Source organism: Gordonia pseudamarae, assembly GCF_025273675.1.
Lineage (GTDB): Bacteria > Actinomycetota > Actinomycetes > Mycobacteriales > Mycobacteriaceae > Gordonia > Gordonia pseudamarae.
Window position 1 is genome coordinate 2,759,652 of record NZ_CP045809.1, and the last position, 21,371, is coordinate 2,781,022.

Consider the following 21,371-nt stretch of genomic DNA (forward strand, 5'->3'; position numbering starts at 1 on the left):
GCGTTCGGACTCCTTCGGATGTTGACGAATGCGGGTCATGACATGAACAGCGGCATATCGCGGCGCGCGTGCCGTTCGGCGAAGATATCGAACACCGGGTCGGACAGGTCGGCGAGACCGGCGCATGCCTCGCGGGCGACCCGCTCGCACAACGGCGACAGTTCGGCGATCGTGATGGCGACGTCGGCGGGGTCGAGCGCCAACAGCCGCTGACCGGCGGTCGCCGAACCGCTCATCGTCGTGTACACCAACACCAGCGCCGTCCGCAGCGGCGACAGACCGGCCACCGCCCCCACCGATCCACTGATCACCGGAAGGTGACTGGCCGGACTGTGCTGTGACCAATCATGCTGCGAATAAAGCCTTTTTGCCAGACGCACCATGCCCCTCCCCTGCGCATAGGACGCCGCGCGGGCGGCACCCGACGGGGTGCGCGCATCCATCTCGCGCTGTGCGCCCGGCACATCCAGGTCACCGCCGGCAACCTGGGCGGCCACCGATGCCGCCACCAGGCCCGTGGACTCCACCCGCCGGCGCAGAAAATCGGCGAGCGTGGCCACCGAACGCACATCGCCGTCGGCGACGGCCTGCTCCACGCCGCCCGAATGCACGTGTCCGCCCACCGGCAGCCGCGAATCCGCCAGGCTCAGCATCATCGCCAGCGGCGCCTGCTCGGAATCGACCATCAGAACAAGAAGTACCGTTGCGCCATGGGCAGTTCGGCCACGGGCTCGGACTCCCACACCTGGCCGTCCACCCGGACGGTGAAGGTGTCCGGATCGACCTCGATACGCGGGCAGGCATCGTTGCCGGGCATATCGGCCTTGCCGACACTCCGGGTGTTCTTGACCGGCACCAGCTTCCGGTCCACCCCGATCCGCCCCGCGAGGTCGCCGGGCGCACCGGGGGCGACGAAACTGATCGAGGTGGCCGCCGCGGCGTTGGGCGCCGCACCGAACATCGGCCGCGGCAGCACCGGTTGCGGGGTGGGAATCGAGGCGTTGGCGTCGCCCATCGCCGCCCACGCGATCGCGCCGCCCTTGATGACCAGATCGGGACGCACCCCGAAGAACGCCGGATCCCACAACACCAGATCGGCCAGCTTGCCCTCCTCCACCGAACCGATCTCGTCGTCGAAGCCGTGCGCGACGGCCGGACAGATCGTGTACTTGGCGACGTAACGCCGGGCGCGGACATTGTCGGCGCGGCCGTCGCCGGGCAGCGAACCACGCTTGACCTTCATCACGTGGGCGGTCTGCCAGGTGCGCAGCACCACCTCGCCGATACGGCCCATCGCCTGCGAATCCGAGCCGATCATCGAGATCGCACCCAGGTCGTGCAGCAGATCTTCCGCGGCGATCGTCGACGGCCGGATACGGCTCTCGGCGAACGCCAGATCCTCGGGCACCGTCGGATTGAGGTGATGGCACACCATCAGCATGTCGAGATGTTCGTCGAGGGTGTTGACGGTATGCGGACGCGTCGGATTGGTCGAGGAGGGCAGCACATTCGGGTAGCCGGCGACGGTGATGATATCCGGCGCGTGCCCGCCGCCGGCTCCCTCGGTGTGATAGGCGTGGATGCCGCGCCCGGCGATGGCGCCGAGCGTCGCCTCCACGAAACCGGCCTCGTTGAGGGTGTCCGAATGCAGGGCCACCTGCACACCCGTCTCGTCGGCCACCCGCAGGCAGGCGTCGATCGCGGCGGGTGTGGACCCCCAGTCCTCGTGCAGTTTGAAGCCGGAGGCGCCGGCCAGGATCTGCTCGTGCATCGCCGCGGCGCTGACGGTGTTGCCCTTGCCGAGCAGCGCGATGTTCATCGGCCAGTGATCGGTGGCCGCGAGGATCGACGCCAGGTGCCAGGCGCCCGGGGTGACGGTGGTGGCCTTGCTACCCTCGGCCGGGCCGGTGCCGCCGCCGATGAGAGTGGTGATGCCGTTACCCAGTGCCTCGTCCATGATCTGCGGGCAGATGAAATGCACGTGGCAGTCGATGGCACCGGCGGTGATGATCTTGCCGTTGCCGGCGATCACCTCGGTCGAAGGGCCGATGACCAGCTTCGGATGCACCCCGGTCATCGTGTCCGGATTACCCGCTTTGCCCATCGCGACGATCCGGCCGTCCCGAATGCCCAGGTCGGCCTTGATGATCCCCCAGTGGTCGAGGATCACCACACCGGTGATGACGGTGTCGGGGGAACCGTCGGCCCGGGTGGCCCGGCTCTGGCCCATCGACTCGCGGATCACCTTGCCGCCGCCGAACACCGCCTCCTCGCCGGCCAGCCCGGGGCCACCGGAACGGTCCTCGGTGACCTCGATCAGCAGGTCGGTGTCGGCGAGCCTGATCCGGTCGCCGGTGGTCGGCCCGAACAGTTGCGCGTAGCGGTCGCGTCCGAGAAGTGCCATGTCAGATCTCCTCGCTGATACCGGAGCTGGTGGGTGCGTCGAGCCGTCCGGGTGCGTCGAGCGAGATGCCGTAGACCTCGCGGGTACCGCCGAGCGGGACCAGCGTCACCGTCATCTCGATGCCCGGTTCGAACCGCACCGCGGTGCCCGCGGGGATGTCGAGGCGCCGGCCGTATGCGGCGGTCCGGTCGAAGTCGAGTGCGCCGTTGGCCTGCGGGAAATGCACGTGGCTGCCGACCTGGACCGGCCGATCACCGGTGTTGGTGACGGTGATCGGCACCGGCTCGGCACCGACGTTCAACTCGATGTCGCCGTCCTCGGCGATCACCTGACCCGGAATCACCGCCGACCCCGGCCCGGGGTCGATCGGACGGTGCACGGTGACCAGTTTGGTGCCGTCGGGGAATGTCGCCTCCACCTGCACGTCGTGCAGCATCTCGGGGATCCCGTCGAGGACGTCGTCGCGGGTCAGCACGCCGCGGCCCGAGGTCATCAGTTCGGCCACCGAACGTCCGTCGCGGGCTCCTTCCAGGACGTGCTCGGTGATCAGCGCGACGGCCTCGGGATGGTTGAGTGCGAGCCCGCGGGCCCGTCGTCGCCGGGCCACGTCCGCGGCGTAGGAAACCAGCAGCCGCTCTTGCTCATGTGGCGACAGGCGCACAGATCCATCTCCTCAACATCATCGTGTGGCCCAGGACGTGTGCCATCGTGGGCGATCGGCGTGTGGGGCCGTCTTCGGTCCCGCCATCCTGCCACGGGTCGACGGTATCGGCGCGGCGAGCCGGTGACCCCGGCTCGCTCCGCGCCGGTCAGCCGGTGAGCGCCCCCCCGCCGGCGCGCAGCGATCCGAGCGCCGGTGCGGTGACCAGCGGTGCGATCGCGGTGACCTCGCCGAAGGTGAAGGCGCCCGCGGCGATGCCGCGTTCGATCACCAGCGACAACGACATCGCGGTCGCCGGCTCGTCGGCGACATCACCGCCGGAGCGTTCGAAGTAGGCCTGCAGCCGGGTGGCCGCACCCGGCATGGCGTCGCGGAAGAACCCGACGACCGCGAGCCAGCGGGTCACCAGGTGCCCTGGGTGCATGTCCCAGCCCTGGTAGATGCCGCGTTCGAGGGAACGAACCACCAGCCCGTGGTGGCGGCGCAGCGCGGCGGCGATATTGTCCGGCGATCCGGTGGGCAGCACCTGTGTGGAGCCGTCACTGAGCCATACCCCGGTCTGCGCGGCCGCCGCCTGCATCACCGCCTTGGCGTGATCGGCGGCCGGGTGGGCCGGCGACTGGTGGGCCGAGACAATGCCGCAGGCCGCGCTGTAGTCGTAGGTGCCGTAGTGCAGCCCGGACAATCGGGGCCGGCCGCGGTGTATCGCGCGGGCCAGCGTCGCGGTGCCGTCGGGCCCGAGTACCGCCTGCGGGATCTCGATCTGCAGCTCGAAGCGAAGCGTGCCCGCGGGAACGCCGTGGACCCGTTCGAACTCCTCGCACAGCACGATGACGGCGTCGACCTGCCGGACGTCGCGCAGCTTGGGCACGGTGAACACGAAGCCGTCCGGGATACCGCCGGCCGCGTCGAGCACCAGTTCCAGGGTCCGCAGCCCCCGGTCGCGTTCGGCGGCGCCCAGGCCCTTGGCACGTACGCCGAAGCTGCGCGGGGCGTGCGCATCGTCCGCCGACCACGCGCGCAGGGTGTGTCCCGCGGCACGGGCATGGGCGTCCTCGACGTCGTCGGGCCGCCATCCGTAGCCGTCCTCGAGGTCGATGCGCAGGTCCTCGATGGGATTGGTGCGCAATCTGGCCAGCGCGATGTCGACGGCCTGTTCGCCGGCGAGCTCGGCCAGCACGTGCGCGGAGTCGGCGGCGAGCACGAGCGCCCGCTCCCCCCACTCGCGTGCGGTGCCGGCACCCGCGTCGGCTGCGCTCACGTAGACCGTGTGCGCGGGCTGACCCACCGGATCATCTCCCGGATACCACGCGGCCAGGTCGGCATCGACGGGGCCGAGCAGATCATCGATGCGCCCACGCACCGCCGGGGCGAGGATGCGCAGGCTGTCGCCGGCGCTCATTCACCACCGTCGGCGGGCAGCTCGATGTTCTGCAGCCGCACCTGCGAATGTGCGAGGGGCCGGCCGTCGGCGTCGGTGAAATCAACGGCCCACAGCTGCTGGCGCCGGCCGCGGTGGATGGGGCTGGTGCGGACGGTGATGGTTCCCTCGCTCACCGACCGCAGGAAGTCGGTGTTGTTGTTGACCCCGACGGCCGTACCGCCGATGCCGGTGTGGTGCAGCCAGACCGCGCCGCTCATACTGGCCGCCGACTCGGCGACCGCGCAGTAGACACCGCCATGGACAATCCCGAACGGCTGGTGGTGCCTGCCCGACAACTCCAGCGTCGCGGTCAGGCCGTCGGCGTCGACCGAGGTGATCTGTTGACCGATCTGTGCGTCGAAACCGACGCTCGCCGCGGGGTTGTTCAGGAAGTCGTCCACAGTTTGTTCACTCATGACCCCAGGTTGTCACGGCTCCCCGCAGGTGTCATCACGGCGCCCCGGCGCTCGCCGCGCGTCGCGGGACGCGGCTGAACTCGCAGGCTGCCCGTCAGTCGGCGTCGATCACGCGCTGCAGGTGCGGCCCCCACAGTGCGATGACCTCGTCGCGGCTCAGTTCGACGAACAGCGGGACCCCGATGAGGTAGCGCATCGTCGCCATGCCGAACAGCATGCTGACGGCCACGCGCGCGGTCTCCAGAGAGACCCCGGTCAACTCGGCGACGAGCGGCACCATCTCGGTGGACATGAACTCGGCGTATGCACTCGACTCGCTCTCGTCGGTGATCACCGAACGCAGCAGACCACGCATCGCGCTGCTGGTGTCGGGGTGCTCCCAGACGGCGGTGAACTCGGCGGCCATCCGCTCGCCGAGGCGTTCGCGTGGTCCCTGGGTGGCGCGGACCACCTGCGCGACGGGGTCGACCGGCACCTCGAGGGCAGCGACGAACAGGCCCCGCTTGCTCCCGAAGTAGTACGGGACCAGGGCGACGTCGACGCCTGCCTCCGCGGCGACGGCCCGCATCGAAGTGTTCTTGAATCCGTTGCTGCCGAACAGACTCTGGGCGGCTCGGAGAATGTCGTCGCGGGTCGTCGAGTCGCCGGTGCGGCGACCGGGACGGCGGGGATTCGTCGAACTCATGCCGACGATTCTACTCCTATTTCAACGTATGTTGACTTCCTTTCGTCCTCCTCGTACCCTTGGCACTCAACGAATGTTGAAATGTAAGGAGGATCGGCATGTCATCGACTGTCCGCAAATTGGTCGGAATCGGGATCGGCCTCACGATCGCCATCCCGCTCGTGGTGCTGATGTTCATCACGCCCGCGGCGAAGGGAAGTCCGCACGACCTGCCGGTCGGTGTGGTCGGCTCACAGCAGGTCGTCGAACGCGTCGCTGCCGCGCTCGATGAGCAGCAGCCCGGCGGATTCGACGTCACCGCATACCCGACCGCGGACGACCTGCGCCGCGCGATCGAGAACCGCGACGTCTACGGCGGATTCGTCGTCGGCCCCCAGCCTCAGACTCTGATCGCGACCGGCGGAAGCCCCGTTGTGGCGACCATGCTCACCCAGATCGGCGAACGCGTCGCCGCGAGCAGCGGTACCACGCCGACGACCGTCGACATCGCGCCGGCGACCGACGGCGACCCGCGCGGTATGGGTTTCGGATCGATGCTGATGCCGGTGTTCCTCGCGGGCGTCGCGGTCGGTACCGTCTCCGTCCTCGTCGGGCGTCGCCGGCGGATCATCGCGGCAGCGCTGCCCATCGGCGCGGCGGCGGTGGCGGCGAGCACAATCGGCGTCGCGACCTGGGTCGGTGTGCTGTCGGGCAATTTCGTACTCGAATGGCTCGCGCTGGCGCTCGGCATCCTCGCGATCGCCGCGCCGATCGCCGGACTCGTCTCGGTCTTCGGCCCGCCCGGGATCGGTATCGCCGCACCCGTGTTCATGCTGGTCGGAATGCCACTCGCCGGAGTGTCCGCGCCCAAGGAGTACCTGCCGTGGCTGTGGGGCGATCTCGGTCAGCTGCTGCCGCTCGGGGCGGCAGGCACCGCATCCCGGAGCGCGGCGTTCTTCGACGGCGCGGGATCGACGGCCGCATACGTCGTGCTGGTTGCGTGGGCGGTGCTCGGCTTCGCCCTCCTCCTACTGCACGGTCGCGCACCCGAACCCGAGGAGGAGTCGGTCCCGATCACCGAGCACGTCCCCGCCTGACCGTTCAGACGGACCGGCCCCCGATACATGTGGCGCAAGTCACCGAATCGAAGGTTCGCACCGGCGTAGCGGCGTCGCGGACACTCCGGCGAGTGGTATTTCGCACAGCGCGGGAGAAAAACACTTCGTGGGGAACCGAAAGGCCCTACCTCTCGTTGGAGAGGTAGGGCCTTTCGTGACGTGGACCGGGGGTCTCTGCAGCCCTCAGGACTCTCGCGCGGTCCGACGTTGTAGTTAACGTAGGCTACCCTTACCGTGGTTGTCAAGCCCACGGACAAGATCGCTCGAAAGGCCGACTGACCAGCAACAACAACACGGTGCACCGTCCCCCGTCGCGCACCATCCGGACCGCGCGCAGGACAACCACCGCGGGCACACCAAAGCTTCAAGGGAGGAACGCAGTAACATGAGAAAGATGAATGGTTTGGGTGACTTGGAGCGAGCGGTGATGGATGCCCTCTGGGGCAGCCCTCAGCCGCAGACCGTTCGCCAGGTTCACGCCTCGCTGTCACGCAATCGCTCCCTCGCCTACACCACGGTGATGACCGTGCTGCAGCGTCTGGCGAAGAAGAACCTGGTCACCCAGATCCGCGATGACCGGGCCCACAAGTACGTGCCCACCCATCCGCGCGAAGACCTCGTGGCCAGCCTCATGGTGGATGCGCTCAGTGAGGCAGACGCCCCCGGATCGCGGCACGCGGCACTGGTGTCGTTCGTCGGGCGGGTCGGTGCCGAGGAGGCCGCCGCGCTCCGGGACGCGCTCGATGCGCTCGAAGCCGCACGCGATCACGATCACACAGGCTAGATTTGTGCACACGGACGTCCCGGTGACATAACTGACGTGACCGGCCGACCGTGCCCTCCCTTACACAGCTCAAGGATGACCCGATGACCGCCCTGATCTTCGGTGTCGTGACCGTGATCCTGATCTGTCCCGCCGCGGAACTACTTTCCCGTGCACGCTGGCAGATCAAGGCGCCACGTGCCGCGATGACTCTGTGGCAGGCAATAGCCCTGGCCGCGGTGCTGTCTACGTTCAGTTGTGGCCTCGCGATCGCGTCCAACCTTCTCGAGCCCGGTCCCGACGGTGCCCCCACGACCAATCCGCTCAAGGAGATCGACCGTATCGGATTGCCGCTGTGGGTCGTCTCGGTCACCGTCCTGGCCATCACCCTGGTCATCGGTGTGCGGTTGTTCTACACCACCATCCGGGTCGGCGTCCGTACGCGCGCCCGCCGGGCCGCCCATCGGCACCTGATCGATCTGCTCGACCGCTGCGACCATTCGGCGGCCAACTCGCTGTTCGACCGCGATGTGCGCATGATCGACGTCGACACGCCCCTGGCCTACTGTCTGCCGGGCCTGCGTCAGCGCGTCGTCATCAGCGAGGGCGTGATCGCCCGGCTATCCGAGGACGAGCTGCGCGCGGTCCTCGCCCACGAACGCGCCCACCTGCGGGCGCGCCACGACCTCGTCCTGGAGGCGTTCATCGCCCTCCACGAGGCGTTTCCCCGCTTCGTGCGCAGCAAGTCGGCACTCGGATCGGTCGAACTGCTGGTCGAGGCCCTCGCCGACGACCAGGCCGTCGCCGCCACCACCCCCACCACCCTCGGGCGCGCGCTGGTCGCCTGCGCCGATGCCGTCGCCCCGCGCGGCGCGATGGCCGTCGGCGGACCCACCACCCTCACGCGGGTGCATCGTCTGCGTGATCGGCAGTCCCCGCGCTGGGTGTCCGCGGCCGCGTACACCGCCGCGGCGGCCATCCTGGTGGTGCCGACACTCGCCGTCGCGATTCCCTGGCTCACCGAGCTGTCACGGCTGTTCGCCGCAGCCTGAACGGGCCACGGCACACCGTACCGGGTGACCCCATAGGATTGTGTCCATGACCACTCCTGAAACCGCTGCCAGCACCGACACCGCGACGCCACAAGCTCAGATCGGCGTCACCGGGCTGGCCGTCATGGGCTCCAACATCGCCCGTAACTTCGCTCGCAACGGATACACGGTTGCCCTGCACAACCGCAGCGTCGCCAAGACCGACGCCCTGCTCGCCGAACACGGGGATGAGGGCAGCTTTATCCGCAGCGAAACCATCGAGGAGTTCGTCGCCGCACTCGAACGTCCCCGCCGCGCCCTGATCATGGTGCAGGCCGGAGCGGCCACCGACGCGGTCATCGACAGTCTCGCCGACGCGATGGAGCCCGGCGACGTGATCATCGACGGCGGCAACGCGCTGTACACCGACACCATCCGCCGCGAGAAGGCCCTGGCCGAACGCGGACTGCACTTCGTCGGTGCCGGCATCTCCGGCGGCGAGGAGGGCGCGCTGAACGGACCGGCGATCATGCCCGGCGGTCCGGCAGAGTCCTACAAGTCGCTGGGCCCACTTCTGGAGTCGGTGGCCGCCGAGGTCGACGGCGTGCCCTGCTGCACCCATATCGGCCCCGACGGCAGTGGCCACTTCGTCAAGATGGTGCACAACGGCATCGAGTACGCCGACATGCAGCTCATCGGCGAGGCCTACGACCTGCTGCGCCGGGTCCTGGGCCTGCCCACCGCCGAGATCGCCGACGTGTTCGCACGCTGGAACACCGGTGCACTGGAGAGCTACCTGGTGGAGATCACCGCCGAGGTTCTCGCGCAGGTCGACGCCGAGACCGGCAAGCCGCTGGTCGACGTGATCGTCGATGAGGCGGGCCAGAAGGGCACCGGACGCTGGACCGTGAAGTCCGCGCTCGATCTGGGCATCCCCACCACCGGTATCGCCGAGGCCGTGTTCGCCCGCGCGCTGTCGAGCTCCACCGAGCAGCGCAAGGCCGCCGCCGGGCTGTCGGCGGGCACCCTCGCCGCGGCACCCACCGACAAGGACACCTTCATCGACGACATCCACGCGGCGCTGTACGCCTCGAAGGTCGTGGCCTACGCCCAGGGCTTCGACCAGATCGCGGCCGGCAGCAAGGAGTACGGCTGGGACGTCGACCCGGGCGCCCTGGCCACCATCTGGCGTGGCGGCTGCATCATCCGGGCACAGTTCCTCAACCGCATCCGCGAGGCGTACGCCGAGGACCCGCAGCTTCCGAGCCTGCTACTGGCCCCGTACTTCCGCGAGGCCGTCGAGGCGGGCGTGGACAGCTGGCGCCGGGTGGTCGCCACCGCCGCGGCCACCGGCATTCCGGTGCCCGCCTTCGGCTCGTCCCTGTCGTACTACGACGCCCTGCGCAGCGATCGCCTGCCGGCGGCGCTGACCCAGGGTCTGCGGGACTACTTCGGCGCGCACACCTACCGCCGCACCGACAAGCCCGGCTCGTTCCACACTCTGTGGGGCGGGGACCGGTCGGAGGTCACCGCGTAGTGCGCCGGACCGCCTCGACGCAGTGATGCCGACGGTGACGACCACCCTGGCCGGCGAGCGGTGGCGGGCGTCGCGCGCCGCGCACACCGGCCGGGTGGACGCACTGATCGGCCCCTATCTGCGGGAACGACGATCGGGCCGCAAACACCCGGTCGTCGACTTCCTGTTCACCTACTACGGGTCGCGGCCGGCCCACGTCACCCGGTGGCATCCGGGTCTGGGCGTCGCCCTCGACGATGCCGACGAGTACCTGCGGTTGCCCGGCTACGTTCGCGGCCCCGAGGGCGTGCAGGCCGATCCGGCACTGGTGGTCGAGCGTGCCGAGGCCCTGCGGACGGCCGTCGACCTGCTGTCGGCCACCAATGCCCGGCCCGCCCGGCTCGGCTGTTTCGGGCTGCACGAGTGGGCGATGGTGTTCCGCACCGACCGTCCCCGGCACAGTCTCCCGCTGCGGCTGGGCGCGGCCGGCACCGACGCCGTGGTTGAGTCGATGCCGTTGCGGTGCACCCACTTCGACGCCTTCCGGTTTTTCACCCCGGCTGCCGAACCGCTCAACGAACGCCCGTTGTCACGTGCGTCACAATTGCGGGACGAGCAGCCCGGCTGCCTGCACACCACGATGGATCTGTACCGGACGTGTCTGCGTATGATTCCCCTTATCGAGTCCGATCTGACATTCGAGGCCTTCCGACTGGCCCTGAATGCCCGCGAACTCGACATGTGCGCGAGTCCGTACGACCTGACCGCGCTCGGTTACGACCCCGTCTGCGTGGAAACCCCGGCAGGCCGGGCCGAGTATGTGCGCCGCCAATCGGATATCGCCGATCGAGGCAGGCTTCTGCGAGAATCAATTCTGGATCGACTACGCGGAATTGCGACCACCACACACTGCGCCGACACCACTAAATTACCGGCGAGTAGCATTGTGGCGGTCAGTTCCGCCCCACCCACCACCCGCGTCGGGTACCGCCGAAGGACCCGCCCGCGGTGACATCGAAGAGAGGCAGCCATGTCCGACCGGATCAACGTCCACGGCTTGCAGGTCGAACCCGTCCTGTACGACTTCATCAATAACGAGGCGTTGCCGGGCAGCGGGGTAGAGCAGGATGCGTTCTGGTCGGGCGCGGCCGGCGTGATCAACGATCTGGCTCCCCGCAACCGCGAACTGCTCGCCATCCGCGACGACCTGCAGGCCAAGATCGACCAGTGGCACCGCGATCACCCCGGCGCCGTCGACTTCCCCGCCTACAAGGCATTCCTCACCGAGATCGGCTACCTGGTCGATGTCCCCGCGGACTTCCAGATCTCCACCCGCGGCGTCGACTCGGAGATCGCCGAGACCGCCGGACCGCAGCTGGTCGTGCCGATCCTCAACGCCCGGTTCGCGCTGAACGCCGCCAACGCCCGCTGGGGTTCGCTCTACGACGCGCTCTACGGCACCGATGTGATCCCTGAGACCGACGGTGCGGAGAAGGTCGGCGCCTACAACAAGGTGCGCGGCGACAAGGTCATCGCCTACGCGAAAAACTTCCTCGACCAGGCGGTTCCGCTCGAATCGGGCAGCTATGCCGACGTCACCGGCCTGGCCGTCGTCGACGGCGCACTGCAGGTCACCACCGGCGACCAGGTCACCGCGCTCGCCAACCCGGCGGCCTTCGCCGGCTATCGCGGCGACGCCGCCGACCCCACCTCGGTGCTGCTGCGCAACAACGGCCTGTACATCGACATCGAGATCGACCCGGCCTCCCCGATCGGCCGGACGGACCCGGCCGGAATCAAGGACGTCGTCCTGGAGTCCGCCATCACCACGATCATGGACTTCGAGGACTCGGTCGCCGCCGTCGACGCCGAGGACAAGGTGGTCGGCTACCGCAACTGGCTCGGCCTCAACAGGGGCGATCTGGCCGAAGAGGTCAGCAAGGGCGGCAAGAGCTTCACCCGCGTGCTCGCCGACAACCGCGAGTACACCGCCCCCGACGGCTCCGGATTCAACCTGCACGGCCGGTCGCTGCTGTTCGTCCGCAACGTCGGCCACCTGATGACCAACCCGGCGATCCTCGATGCCGACGGCAACGAAGTCCCCGAGGGCATCCAGGATGCGCTCTTCACCGCCCTGATCGGCAAGCACGGACTGGCCCCGGAGGGCAAGCAGAACTCGCGGACCGGTTCCATCTACATCGTCAAGCCGAAGATGCACGGCCCCGACGAGGTCGCGTTCACCGCCCAGCTGTTCGGTCGTGTCGAGCAGGTCCTGGGCCTGCCCGAGAACACCCTCAAGGTGGGCATCATGGACGAGGAGCGCCGCACCACGGTCAACCTCAAGGCCGCGATCAAGGCCGCCGAGAGCCGGGTCGTGTTCATCAACACCGGTTTCCTCGACCGCACCGGCGACGAGATCCACACGTCGATGGAGGCGGGTGCGGTGATCCGCAAGGGCGAGATGAAGCAGCAGAAGTGGATCAACGCCTACGAGGACTTCAACGTCGACACCGGCCTGCACGCGGGCCTGCAGCACAAGGCCCAGATCGGAAAGGGCATGTGGGCGATGACCGATCTCATGGCGCAGATGGTGGAGACCAAGATCGGTCAGCCGCGCGCCGGTGCCACCACGGCATGGGTGCCCTCGCCCACCGCCGCGACGCTGCACGCCATGCACTACCACCAGGTGGACGTGTTCGAACGCCAGGACGAGATCGCCAAGCGTGATCCCGCGTCGGTGGACGACATCCTGACCATCCCGCTGGCCCCGAACACCAACTGGTCGGATGCGGAGAAGAAGGAAGAGCTCGACAACAACTGCCAGTCGATCCTGGGTTACGTGGTCCGCTGGATCGACCACGGCGTCGGCTGCTCCAAGGTGCCCGACATCCACGATGTCGCGCTCATGGAAGATCGCGCCACCCTGCGCATCTCCAGCCAGCTGCTGGCCAACTGGATTCGGCACGACGTGGTGACCGCCGACGATGTCGTCGCCGCCCTCGAGCGGATGGCGCCCGTCGTCGACCGGCAGAACGCCGACGACCCGGACTACCGGCCGATGGCACCGGACTTCGCGTCGAATATCGCTTTCCAGGCCGCGAAGGAGCTTATCCTCGAAGGTACGAAGCAGCCCAGCGGCTACACCGAGCCGATCCTGCATCGCAAGCGGAGGGAATACAAGGCAGCCAACGCCTGATTCGTGACTGCCAGGTCATGAACGGGCCGCAGTCGTGATTCCGCCGGGCCGGCCACCAGTCGTACTGTCGACAGGTGGTCGGCCCGGTCCCGTAACCGATGGGAACACATGAGTGGTAACCCGGTGTTGGGCACGAACGCGAAAGGCACGGTAGTTGGCACAGCACCGGAGAGACCGCGACGGGGACGATTCGGCACCGCAGCGGCGCGGCGTGAGCCGAGGCCTGCTATTCGGCATCATCACGGTGATGATCATCGTCGCAATGGTCGTGGCCTGGCAGCATTTCGCCGGCAGATCCGACGACGAGGGAAACTCCGCGGCACGCTCGTGCGTCAAAGGTGAACTGCCCGTCGCGGTCGTCGTCTCCCCCGACATCGCGCCGGCCCTGACGGCCGCGGCCACCGAATTCGCCGGCACCAACCCCGTCGTGCGAGACCGGTGCATCCGGATCAACGTGCGCGCCGGTGATGCCAGGGTGACTCTGAACGGACTCGCCGGCACCTGGGACACGGCGTCGATGGGCGCCCGGCCCGCGGCCTGGATTCCCCAGTCCACCATCTGGTCGGCCGAGCTGGCGACGGCCCGTTCCGGCGCGATCGAGGGCACCCCCGCCTCGCTGGTCACCACACCCGTGGTGCTGGCGGTGCAGCCGCAACTCGGCGACGCCGTCAAGAACGGTCTGCAGTGGAGTCAGCTGCCCACGCTGCAGGAAACCGACGGCAGCCTGTCGTCGGTCGGGCTGCCCGGTATCGGTTCGCTGCGCATGGCGATGCCGCGGGGCGCGCAATCGGATGCCACCAGTCTGGCCGCACAGGCTGTCACCTCGTCGATCACCCAGTCCACCGGACCGTTGACGGCCGCCGACGCCGCCCTCCCCCGGACCACCTCGGTCGTCAACGCCCTCATCAACGGCGCCCCCGACACCCCGGACGGGACGGCGGCCTCGGCGCTCACGGCGATCGGATCGGATCTGACGACGTCCCGGATCCGGGCGGTCCCGATCACCGAGCAGGAGCTGTATCAGCTGACCAAGGACGACACGACCGCCAGGGTGACCCAGATCGTCCCCGACGGCCCCACCCCGATCGCCGACTATCCGCTGATCAGACTTGCCGGTGAGCAGGTGCCGACGGAGGCATCCGAAGGGGTCGCCGAGTTCTTCGACTTTGTGACCACCCCCCGGCAGCTCGGCCGACTCACCGCGCTCGGATTCCGCGGCGACGCCCCCCTCCCAGCGGCGACCGCGACGGTGAGCTTCCCCCGCACCCCCAACCCCATGCCCGCCCCGGAGAACGCCGCCGCCGTCACCGTCAACAAGCTGGTCTACCGCTAGTTCGGCGGCGGGCCGGCCGAATCCTAGTTGTCGGCGAAGGCCTCGATCGGCGGGCAACTGCACACCAGGTTCCGATCGCCGTAGGTGCCGTCGATCCGGCGGGAACCCGGCCACACCTTGGCCCTGGCACCCGCGGACGGCAGACCCAGCGGGTACACGGCCTCCTCGCGCGAGTACGGGTGTTCCCACTCGGCGACCAGGCATTCGGCCGTGTGCGGGGCACCGCGCAACGGATTGTCGTCGGCGGACCATTCGCCGGCACCGATCCGGGTGATCTCGCCGCGGATCGCGATCATCGCCTCGCAGAACGCGTCGAGTTCGGCCAGGTTCTCGCTCTCGGTGGGCTCCACCATCAGGGTTCCGGCCACCGGGAAACTCATCGTCGGGGCGTGGAACCCGTAGTCGGCCAGTCGTTTGGCCACATCATCGACCGTCACGCCGGTCTCCTTGGTGAGCGGGCGCAGATCGAGGATGCACTCGTGCGCCACGAAGCCCTGCGCGTCGGCTCCCTGTGCCCCGTCCGAGTCGCCACCGCCGTCGGTGAACAGCACCGGGTAGTGCTCGCCCAGTCGGCGCGCGATGTAGTTGGCAGAGGCGATCGCGGTCAGCGTGGCCCGGCGCAACCCGTCCGCACCGGTCATCGCGATGTATGCGTAGGTGATGGGCAGGATCGAGGCCGAACCGTACGGCGCCGCCGACACCGTCGAGGTGCCCGGCAGCTCGTCGGCCAGCGGATGGCCCGGCACGAACTCCGCCAGATGGGAGCGGACCGCGACCGGGCCGACACCCGGACCACCGCCGCCGTGTGGGATGCAGAACGTCTTGTGCAGGTTCAGATGGCTCACGTCGCCGCCGAAACGACCCGGCCGGGCCACCCCGACCAGTGCGTTCAGGTTGGCGCCGTCGACGTACACCTGCCCACCCGCGTCGTGCACAAGGGCGCAGATCTCGGCGATGTCGTGCTCGAACACCCCGTGGGTGGACGGGTAGGTGATCATGATCGCGGCCAGCGACTCGCGGTGTGCCTCGATCTTGACCCGCAGATCATCGACGTCCACATCGCCGTTCTCCCGGCAGGCCACCACCACCACACGCATGCCGGCCATCACCGCCGACGCCGCGTTGGTGCCGTGCGCACTCGACGGGATGAGGCAGACATCGCGCCCGTGGTCACCACGGCTGCGGTGATAGCCGCGGATCGCCAGCAGTCCGGCGTACTCGCCCTGCGACCCGGCGTTGGGTTGCAGGCTGACCTTGTCGTAGCCGGTGATCGCGACCAGCCACTTCTCCAGTGTCGCGATGAGTTCGCGGATGCCCTCGGTGTCGGCCCAGGGCGCGAACGGATGCAGCCGCGCGAAACCCGGCCAGGTGATGGCCTCCATCTCGGCGACGGCGTTCAGTTTCATGGTGCACGATCCGAGCGGGATCATGCTCCGGTCCAGCGCGATGTCCTTGTCGGACAGCGCGCGCAGATAGCGCATCATCGCGGTCTCGGTGTGATACCGGTGAAACGCGGGGTGCGTGAGGTATTCGCTGGTCCGGGTCTCGACGGGCTGCGCGAAGGCACCCACGTCGTCACGTCTGAGCACACCTTCGGCGTCGAAGGCCCGCAACACCGCGGCCACGTCGTCGAGTGTGGTGGTCTCGTCGCACGAGATGGCCACCAGGTCACCGGAGACCAACCGCAGGTTCACGTTGTCGTGGCGTTTGGCGCGCGCCACGATGGCCCGTGCCTGAGCGGGGGTCCGGACGGTGATGGTGTCGAAGAATCGCGCGTTCTGCACCTGGTAGCCGGCGGTGGTCAGGCCGTTGGCCAATTTCTCCGCGTATCCGTGGGTGCGGCGGGCGATCTCGCGCAGGCCGGCGGGGCCGTGGTAGGAGGCGTACATCGCGGCGACGATGGCCAACAGCACCTGCGCGGTGCAGATATTGCTGGTGGCCTTCTCCCGGCGGATGTGCTGTTCACGGGTCTGCAACGCCAACCGGTAGGCGGGGTTGCCATCGGCGTCCTTGGATACCCCGACCAGCCGCCCGGGCAGCTGGCGCGCGTGGGTGGTGTGGACCGCCAGATAACCGGCGTGCGGTCCGCCGAAGCCCATCGGCACACCGAAACGTTGCGTGGTGCCGAAGCACACGTCGGCGCCCTGTTCGCCGGGCGGCGTGATCAGTGTCAGCGCCAGCAGGTCGGCGCCCACCGACACCAGCGCCCCGCGCTCGTGTGCCTCGGCGATGATCGGTGCCGCGTCGACGATCCGGCCCGATGCGCCCGGCACCTGCATGATCACGCCGAAGAAGTCACCTTCGGGCAGGCCGCGTCCCGGCAGATCCGGCAGCAGACGGGCCTCGACCAGCTCGATGCCCAGCGGTTCGGCCCGCGTCGCGATGACGGCCCGGGTCTGCGGAAACAGGTCGGCGTCGACGACCAGGCGCGGGGACCGCGACCGGTTGACGCGGCGCATGAGCGTCATCGCCTCGGCCGCTGCGGTTCCCTCGTCGAGCATCGACGCGTTCGCCACCTCCAGCCCCGTCAGGTCGGCCACCATCGTCTGGAAGTTCAGCAGTGCTTCCAGCCGGCCCTGACTGATCTCGGGCTGGTAGGGGGTGTACGCGGTGTACCAGGCGGGATTCTCCAGCACGTTGCGCACGATCACCGGCGGGGTGTGTGTGTCGTAGTAGCCCAGGCCGACCATCGACCGGGCGACCACGTTGCGATGCGCGAGCTCGGCCAGGTGCGCCAGCACCTGATCCTCGGTCATGGGGGCCGCGAGCGCATCGAGGCCGTTGTCGTCGTGGCTGTCGGCTATCACCGCGGGGACCACGCGGGCGGCCAGCTCGTCCAGGGACGCCAGTCCGAGCGTGGCGAGAATCGTGTCGGTTTCGGACGCGTCCGGTCCTACGTGGCGATCGATGAACGGCTGGGACATCGGTGACGGCACCCTTCGGCTGCGGTCGACGCGGCGGTCGACCGATGGGCCCTCCCCCTCTGTCGTGTCCTGACCGGTACACTCCGGTTCTCGGACGCCTGAGAGTTTCAGGCCGGCAGACCGGCCCTTTCACCATGGGCGGACGGCTTCACCGTCACTTTCCAGAGACATCGTCATCCCCCACGGTCCTGGTGCCTGAGAGTTTGACGAGGAGGTGTTGCTCCTTCGGCGGCCGCCCTCACCCTGAGGTGGGCGACGCTCTCCCGTGACGGTGCGACGTCCGATCAGTTTAACGGGATCATCGCGTCAGCTCACAAGCAAGCGACCCCCGTCACACCGGCCGGTACGTCCTCAGCCGGTGCGGCGGGTCCGATTCTTGCGGCGGGCCGCGAGCTCGTCCTCCGGGGCGGGATCGCTGATACCTCCGTCGGCACGCTCACCCGGGAAGTCGGCGATAGTGCCGGTCAGCTCACGCATGGCGCCGCTGACGGCTATGCCGAACACACCCTGACCGCCCTGCAACAGGTCGACGACCTCCTCGGCCGAGGTGCACTCGTAGACCGTCGTCCCGTCGGAGAACAAGGTGATCTTGGCCAGGTCCTCGACTCCGCGCTGACGCAGATGGTCGACGGCGACCCGGATGTTCTGCAACGAGATCCCGGTGTCGAGAAGCCGTTTGACGATCTTGAGGACGAGGATGTCCTTGAAGGAGTACAAGCGCTGGCTGCCCGAACCGGCGGCGCTGCGGATGGACGGCACCACCAGTGACGTACGGGCCCAGTAGTCCAGTTGCCGGTAGGTGATCCCGGCGATCTGGCAGGCGGTGGGAACCCGGTAGCCGACCAGGTCGTCGGGAATCACGTCATTGGGGAACAGACCCGGCGCCACATCACTCAAACGTCCCTGGCCCGGCGTCAGCGGACGGGCCTCCACCGCCGACGATTCATCCGTGGCTCCGGAAACACCGGACCCGACGACCTCGGAGGCCGTCGCCTCATCATCATCCCGACCGAACTGCTGATCGCGCACTTCAGACTCCTCGCAACGCTCAGATCGGCCTCATCCGGGTACCTGTCCGGGTGAGGTCCGGCATACTGGACTACAGAGTACGCCCGGGGTCACCGATCTCGGGGACGACACGTCATGGTGTCGCGACTCCGACGGTAGCCGCCCAACACGCCCGGAGCGGCGCGGCACGCCGAACGGGAAATATCACAATTTCACAAATAGATCTTAGCGTTATCCCAGAGGGACTGATTCGTGATCTTCAGGCTCCGCCGCTGGCCTTGAAGTCGTCCGGTGACACGCTGTCGAGGAACTCGCGGAACTTCTCGACCTCGTCCTCCTTGGCCGGGGCCTCGTCGGTGCCGTCCTCCTCCGGGATCAGCAGACCGGCATGCGCCAGGACCTCCTCGTCGGCGACGATCGGCACACCGACGCGCAACGCGACGGCGATCGAATCGGACGGTCGCGCGGACACCCGGACATCGTCATCGAACACCATCTCGGCGTAGAACGTACCCTCTTGCATGTCGATGATCCGGACTTCAAGCAGTTGGCGCTCAAAAGCGCTGACGAGGTTCACGATCAGATCATGTGTCAACGGCCGGGGTGGCTCGATCCCCTTCTGCCGCAATGCGATGGACGCCGCCTCGCTCTGCCCGATCCAGATGGGGAGGTATCGCTGCCCGTCGATCTCACGCAGCAGCAGCACCGGCTGGCTGTTCGGCGGCTCAACCCGGATGCCGACGACCCGCATCTCGCCCATTTCGGGACCTCCTGGGATTAGGTGCTTGTCTTTGACGCTACACCGTGTTCGGCCGCCGGTCGTGTCAGTCGAGGGCGCCTCGTAGCGCGGCCTTGACAAGCTGGGTGTGCAGTGTCACCGACAGTGCGGCGATCTCGCGCACGAGTTCTTCGGCCCGGTCGCGGGCACCGGTACCCCGGCCCTTGGCGATCGGACTGGCGATCTGCGCGACCAGACCGGCCTCGCGATCGGCCGACAATTTGAACGCACGCAGATGCCTGGTCTCGATGCCGTAGCTGACCAGGGCCGCGGCCGCCTCGACAAGACGCACCGCGTCCTCGTCGTAGTAGCCGGCCGGGCCCACCGCCAGCAGACCGTTGCGTTGCAGTTCGGTGATGAACGCGGCATCGGCGCCGGTCCGGTCGATGAGTTCTTCACGCGAGACCCGACCGCCCCGGGCACCGAAGTCCGTCGCCGGGGCGACGGCACTACGAGCCGACGACAACAGCCGCGTACCGCCGTGTCCCACCCCGCCGACACCGGTGTCCATGGCATCGAGCTGCTCCTTGATCACTTTCAAGGGCAGGTAGCGGTCGCGCTGGGCGGTCAGGACGAAGCGCAGCCGGTCGCAGTCCGCCTGCGAGAAACGCCGGTAACCGGACGGTGCCCGCTCCGGGGTGATCAGACCCTCGGACTCCAGGAAACGAATCTTGGAGATCGATACCTCGGGGAAGTCCTCACGCAGAAGCGCAAGGACCGCCCCGATCGACATCGAATGCTCGCCGGACGGTGCCTGCTCGCTCCGAAATCCCGAACCCGGGGTCATCTCGCCCCGGTGCCCTGCCGCCGATGCCGTCACGACGACTATGCGCCTGTGTCGCCGGACCGGGAAGCGCTCAGGAACACCAGCCGGAACTTGCCGATCTGAACCTCGTCGCCGTTGCTCAGCGATGCCGTGTCCACCGGTTCCCGGTTGACGTAGGTGCCGTTCAGGCTGCCCACGTCGACCACCTGGAACTCGTTGTCGCCCAGCCGGAACTCGGCGTGGCGACGGCTGACGGTCACGTCGTCGAGGAAGATGTCGCTGTCGGGGTGCCGACCGGCGGAGGTGGTCGCCTGGTCGAGCAGGAATCGCGATCCCGCGTTGGGTCCCCGCTTGACGACAAGCAGTGCGGTACCGGGCGAAAGACGCTCCACCGCGGTGTCGGCGCTTTCGCCCGACGCACCCGCACCCGCACCCGCGTCGAGTTCCTTGATGAACTCCTCGCGGAAGACCGACGTGGTCTCCACAGGTGCTTCGAGTTCCTTGTCGTAGTCGCTCACGATTCTCCTTCTCTGTGTTCGGCCTGCTCGCATAACACCCGGGAGTCCCCCTGACCGGACGTGCCGCGCGTAGCCGCCTCTGTGTCGGTGACGGATGTGCTCCGCGAAACCGCTTAGCCAACCTACAGTGGCGCCCCACCCGGCCGGTACACCGACCTCGGAGACGTCCACATCGGCCATTCGATGTCGTGACCACACCGCGGACCAGCCCCCATCGTGACGCCGGTGACGGAGTCCCGACGGGGATAGGGACGATCATAGCGTGCCCGGACGTGTGTCCTGTGTGGTTACGGAGTCCGGAGTGACCGATTCCCGATCGTCCACGAGCCGGCCGGAGAGCCCCGGACCTGTTCTGACGGACAGGACTTGTCCGGTCCGGCGCTCAACCCTCGATGACGGCGCGGTACCCATCGGCGTCGAGCAGCGCGTCGACCAGCGTCTGCGCGGTGGTGTCGGCGCCGACGGTGATATCGATGAGCCAGCCGGCACCGTACGGGTCGGAGTTGACCAGGTCGGGCGCGGCGTCGAGGTCGGAGTTCACCGCGGCCACGGAACCGGCGAACGGGCCGTAGATATCGGACACACTCTTGGTCGACTCGACCTCGGCGAACGACTCACCCGATTCGACGGCATCGCCGACGGTGGGCAGCTGTACGAAGACCACATCTCCGAGTTGTCCCTGCGCGTAGTCGGTGATACCCACCCGCACGGTGTCGGGAGCGGTAATCAGCACCCATTCGTGTTCGGCCGTATAACGAAGGTTGTCGGGGACGATGCTCTCACTCACCGGATCTGCACCTTTCTCGTTGTTCGTCTCGCTTGTCTCGTGCGGCATCGGCCGCGCGAGACGTC

The 21,371-nt window shown here is 68.1% G+C and carries 19 protein-coding genes and 1 riboswitch; of the genes, 7 read left to right on the plus strand and 12 right to left on the minus strand.

Annotated elements, in window-relative coordinates; all coding sequences use genetic code 11:
• Nucleotides 1-35: 35 nt before the first annotated feature.
• The 6 genes from GII31_RS12175 to GII31_RS12200 all read right to left on the minus strand — a co-directional run bounded on the left by GII31_RS12175 (nucleotide 36) and on the right by GII31_RS12200 (nucleotide 5,589).
• On the minus strand, nucleotides 36-686 hold the full coding sequence (locus GII31_RS12175; RefSeq protein ID WP_213243387.1) for an urease accessory protein UreF: 651 nt from the start codon (nucleotides 684-686) through the stop codon (nucleotides 36-38).
• Nucleotides 686-2,404, minus strand: a complete 1,719-nt coding sequence (locus GII31_RS12180; RefSeq protein WP_213243389.1) for an urease subunit alpha — start codon at nucleotides 2,402-2,404, stop codon at nucleotides 686-688. Before GII31_RS12180 ends, GII31_RS12175 begins: the two co-directional genes overlap by 1 nt.
• 1 nt (nucleotide 2,405) lies before the next feature.
• Nucleotides 2,406-3,065, minus strand: coding sequence for an urease subunit gamma (locus GII31_RS12185; RefSeq protein ID WP_213243391.1), 660 nt, complete (start codon nucleotides 3,063-3,065; stop codon nucleotides 2,406-2,408).
• A gap of 148 nt (nucleotides 3,066-3,213) precedes the next feature.
• Nucleotides 3,214-4,467, minus strand: a complete 1,254-nt coding sequence (locus tag GII31_RS12190) for an HpcH/HpaI aldolase/citrate lyase family protein (protein ID WP_260839956.1) — start codon at nucleotides 4,465-4,467, stop codon at nucleotides 3,214-3,216.
• On the minus strand, nucleotides 4,464-4,904 hold the full coding sequence (locus GII31_RS12195) for a PaaI family thioesterase (protein WP_213243395.1): 441 nt from the start codon (nucleotides 4,902-4,904) through the stop codon (nucleotides 4,464-4,466). Before GII31_RS12195 ends, GII31_RS12190 begins: the two co-directional genes overlap by 4 nt.
• 94 nt (nucleotides 4,905-4,998) lie before the next feature.
• Complete coding sequence (locus GII31_RS12200; protein WP_213243397.1) at nucleotides 4,999-5,589, minus strand: TetR/AcrR family transcriptional regulator; 591 nt, start codon at nucleotides 5,587-5,589, stop codon at nucleotides 4,999-5,001.
• Between the two features lie 98 nt (nucleotides 5,590-5,687).
• Here GII31_RS12200 and GII31_RS12205 point away from each other — a divergent pair, with 98 nt between their 5' ends.
• The 7 genes from GII31_RS12205 (at nucleotide 5,688) to GII31_RS12235 (ending at nucleotide 14,525) form a co-directional block, all read left to right on the plus strand.
• Nucleotides 5,688-6,665: an ABC transporter permease gene (locus tag GII31_RS12205; RefSeq protein ID WP_213243399.1), complete on the plus strand. Its 978-nt coding sequence runs from the start codon at nucleotides 5,688-5,690 to the stop codon at nucleotides 6,663-6,665.
• 406 nt (nucleotides 6,666-7,071) lie between these two features.
• Nucleotides 7,072-7,470, plus strand: a complete 399-nt coding sequence (locus GII31_RS12210) for a BlaI/MecI/CopY family transcriptional regulator (protein ID WP_260839957.1) — start codon at nucleotides 7,072-7,074, stop codon at nucleotides 7,468-7,470.
• Nucleotides 7,471-7,553: 83 nt separating this feature from the next.
• On the plus strand, nucleotides 7,554-8,501 hold the full coding sequence (locus GII31_RS12215; RefSeq protein WP_213243403.1) for a M56 family metallopeptidase: 948 nt from the start codon (nucleotides 7,554-7,556) through the stop codon (nucleotides 8,499-8,501).
• 46 nt (nucleotides 8,502-8,547) lie between these two features.
• Entirely contained in the window at nucleotides 8,548-10,017 is a 1,470-nt protein-coding gene (gene gndA, locus GII31_RS12220) for an NADP-dependent phosphogluconate dehydrogenase (protein WP_213243405.1), read from the plus strand.
• Nucleotides 10,018-10,042: 25 nt separating this feature from the next.
• On the plus strand, nucleotides 10,043-11,008 hold the full coding sequence (locus GII31_RS12225) for a 3-methyladenine DNA glycosylase (RefSeq protein ID WP_407649811.1): 966 nt from the start codon (nucleotides 10,043-10,045) through the stop codon (nucleotides 11,006-11,008).
• Between the two features lie 18 nt (nucleotides 11,009-11,026).
• Nucleotides 11,027-13,192, plus strand: a complete 2,166-nt coding sequence (locus tag GII31_RS12230; RefSeq protein ID WP_213243406.1) for a malate synthase G — start codon at nucleotides 11,027-11,029, stop codon at nucleotides 13,190-13,192.
• Nucleotides 13,193-13,439: 247 nt separating this feature from the next.
• Nucleotides 13,440-14,525, plus strand: a complete 1,086-nt coding sequence (locus GII31_RS12235; RefSeq protein ID WP_213243408.1) for a type 2 periplasmic-binding domain-containing protein — start codon at nucleotides 13,440-13,442, stop codon at nucleotides 14,523-14,525.
• Between the two features lie 23 nt (nucleotides 14,526-14,548).
• On the opposite strand, the gene gcvP is transcribed toward GII31_RS12235, so the two are convergent.
• The 6 genes from gcvP to gcvH all read right to left on the minus strand — a co-directional run bounded on the left by gcvP (nucleotide 14,549) and on the right by gcvH (nucleotide 21,306).
• A complete protein-coding gene (gcvP, locus tag GII31_RS12240) occupies nucleotides 14,549-17,449 on the minus strand; it encodes an aminomethyl-transferring glycine dehydrogenase (protein ID WP_213243410.1) in 2,901 nt (966 codons plus the stop codon).
• A 173-nt stretch (nucleotides 17,450-17,622) separates the two neighbouring features.
• A riboswitch (glycine riboswitch) is annotated at nucleotides 17,623-17,725 on the minus strand.
• A 75-nt stretch (nucleotides 17,726-17,800) separates the two neighbouring features.
• Entirely contained in the window at nucleotides 17,801-18,382 is a 582-nt protein-coding gene (locus GII31_RS12245) for a MerR family transcriptional regulator (protein WP_213250254.1), read from the minus strand.
• Nucleotides 18,383-18,716: 334 nt separating this feature from the next.
• Nucleotides 18,717-19,217, minus strand: a complete 501-nt coding sequence (locus GII31_RS12250; RefSeq protein WP_213243412.1) for a bifunctional nuclease family protein — start codon at nucleotides 19,215-19,217, stop codon at nucleotides 18,717-18,719.
• A gap of 64 nt (nucleotides 19,218-19,281) precedes the next feature.
• Nucleotides 19,282-20,022, minus strand: a complete 741-nt coding sequence (gene ftsR / locus GII31_RS12255) for a transcriptional regulator FtsR (protein WP_456071412.1) — start codon at nucleotides 20,020-20,022, stop codon at nucleotides 19,282-19,284.
• Between the two features lie 38 nt (nucleotides 20,023-20,060).
• A complete protein-coding gene (gene odhI, locus GII31_RS12260) occupies nucleotides 20,061-20,552 on the minus strand; it encodes an oxoglutarate dehydrogenase inhibitor Odhl (protein ID WP_407649812.1) in 492 nt (163 codons plus the stop codon).
• A gap of 349 nt (nucleotides 20,553-20,901) precedes the next feature.
• Nucleotides 20,902-21,306 carry a glycine cleavage system protein GcvH gene (gene gcvH, locus GII31_RS12265; RefSeq protein WP_213243416.1) on the minus strand — a complete coding sequence of 135 codons (405 nt, stop codon included), beginning with the start codon at nucleotides 21,304-21,306 and terminating at the stop codon, nucleotides 20,902-20,904.
• Between the last annotated feature and the right edge of the window lie 65 nt (nucleotides 21,307-21,371).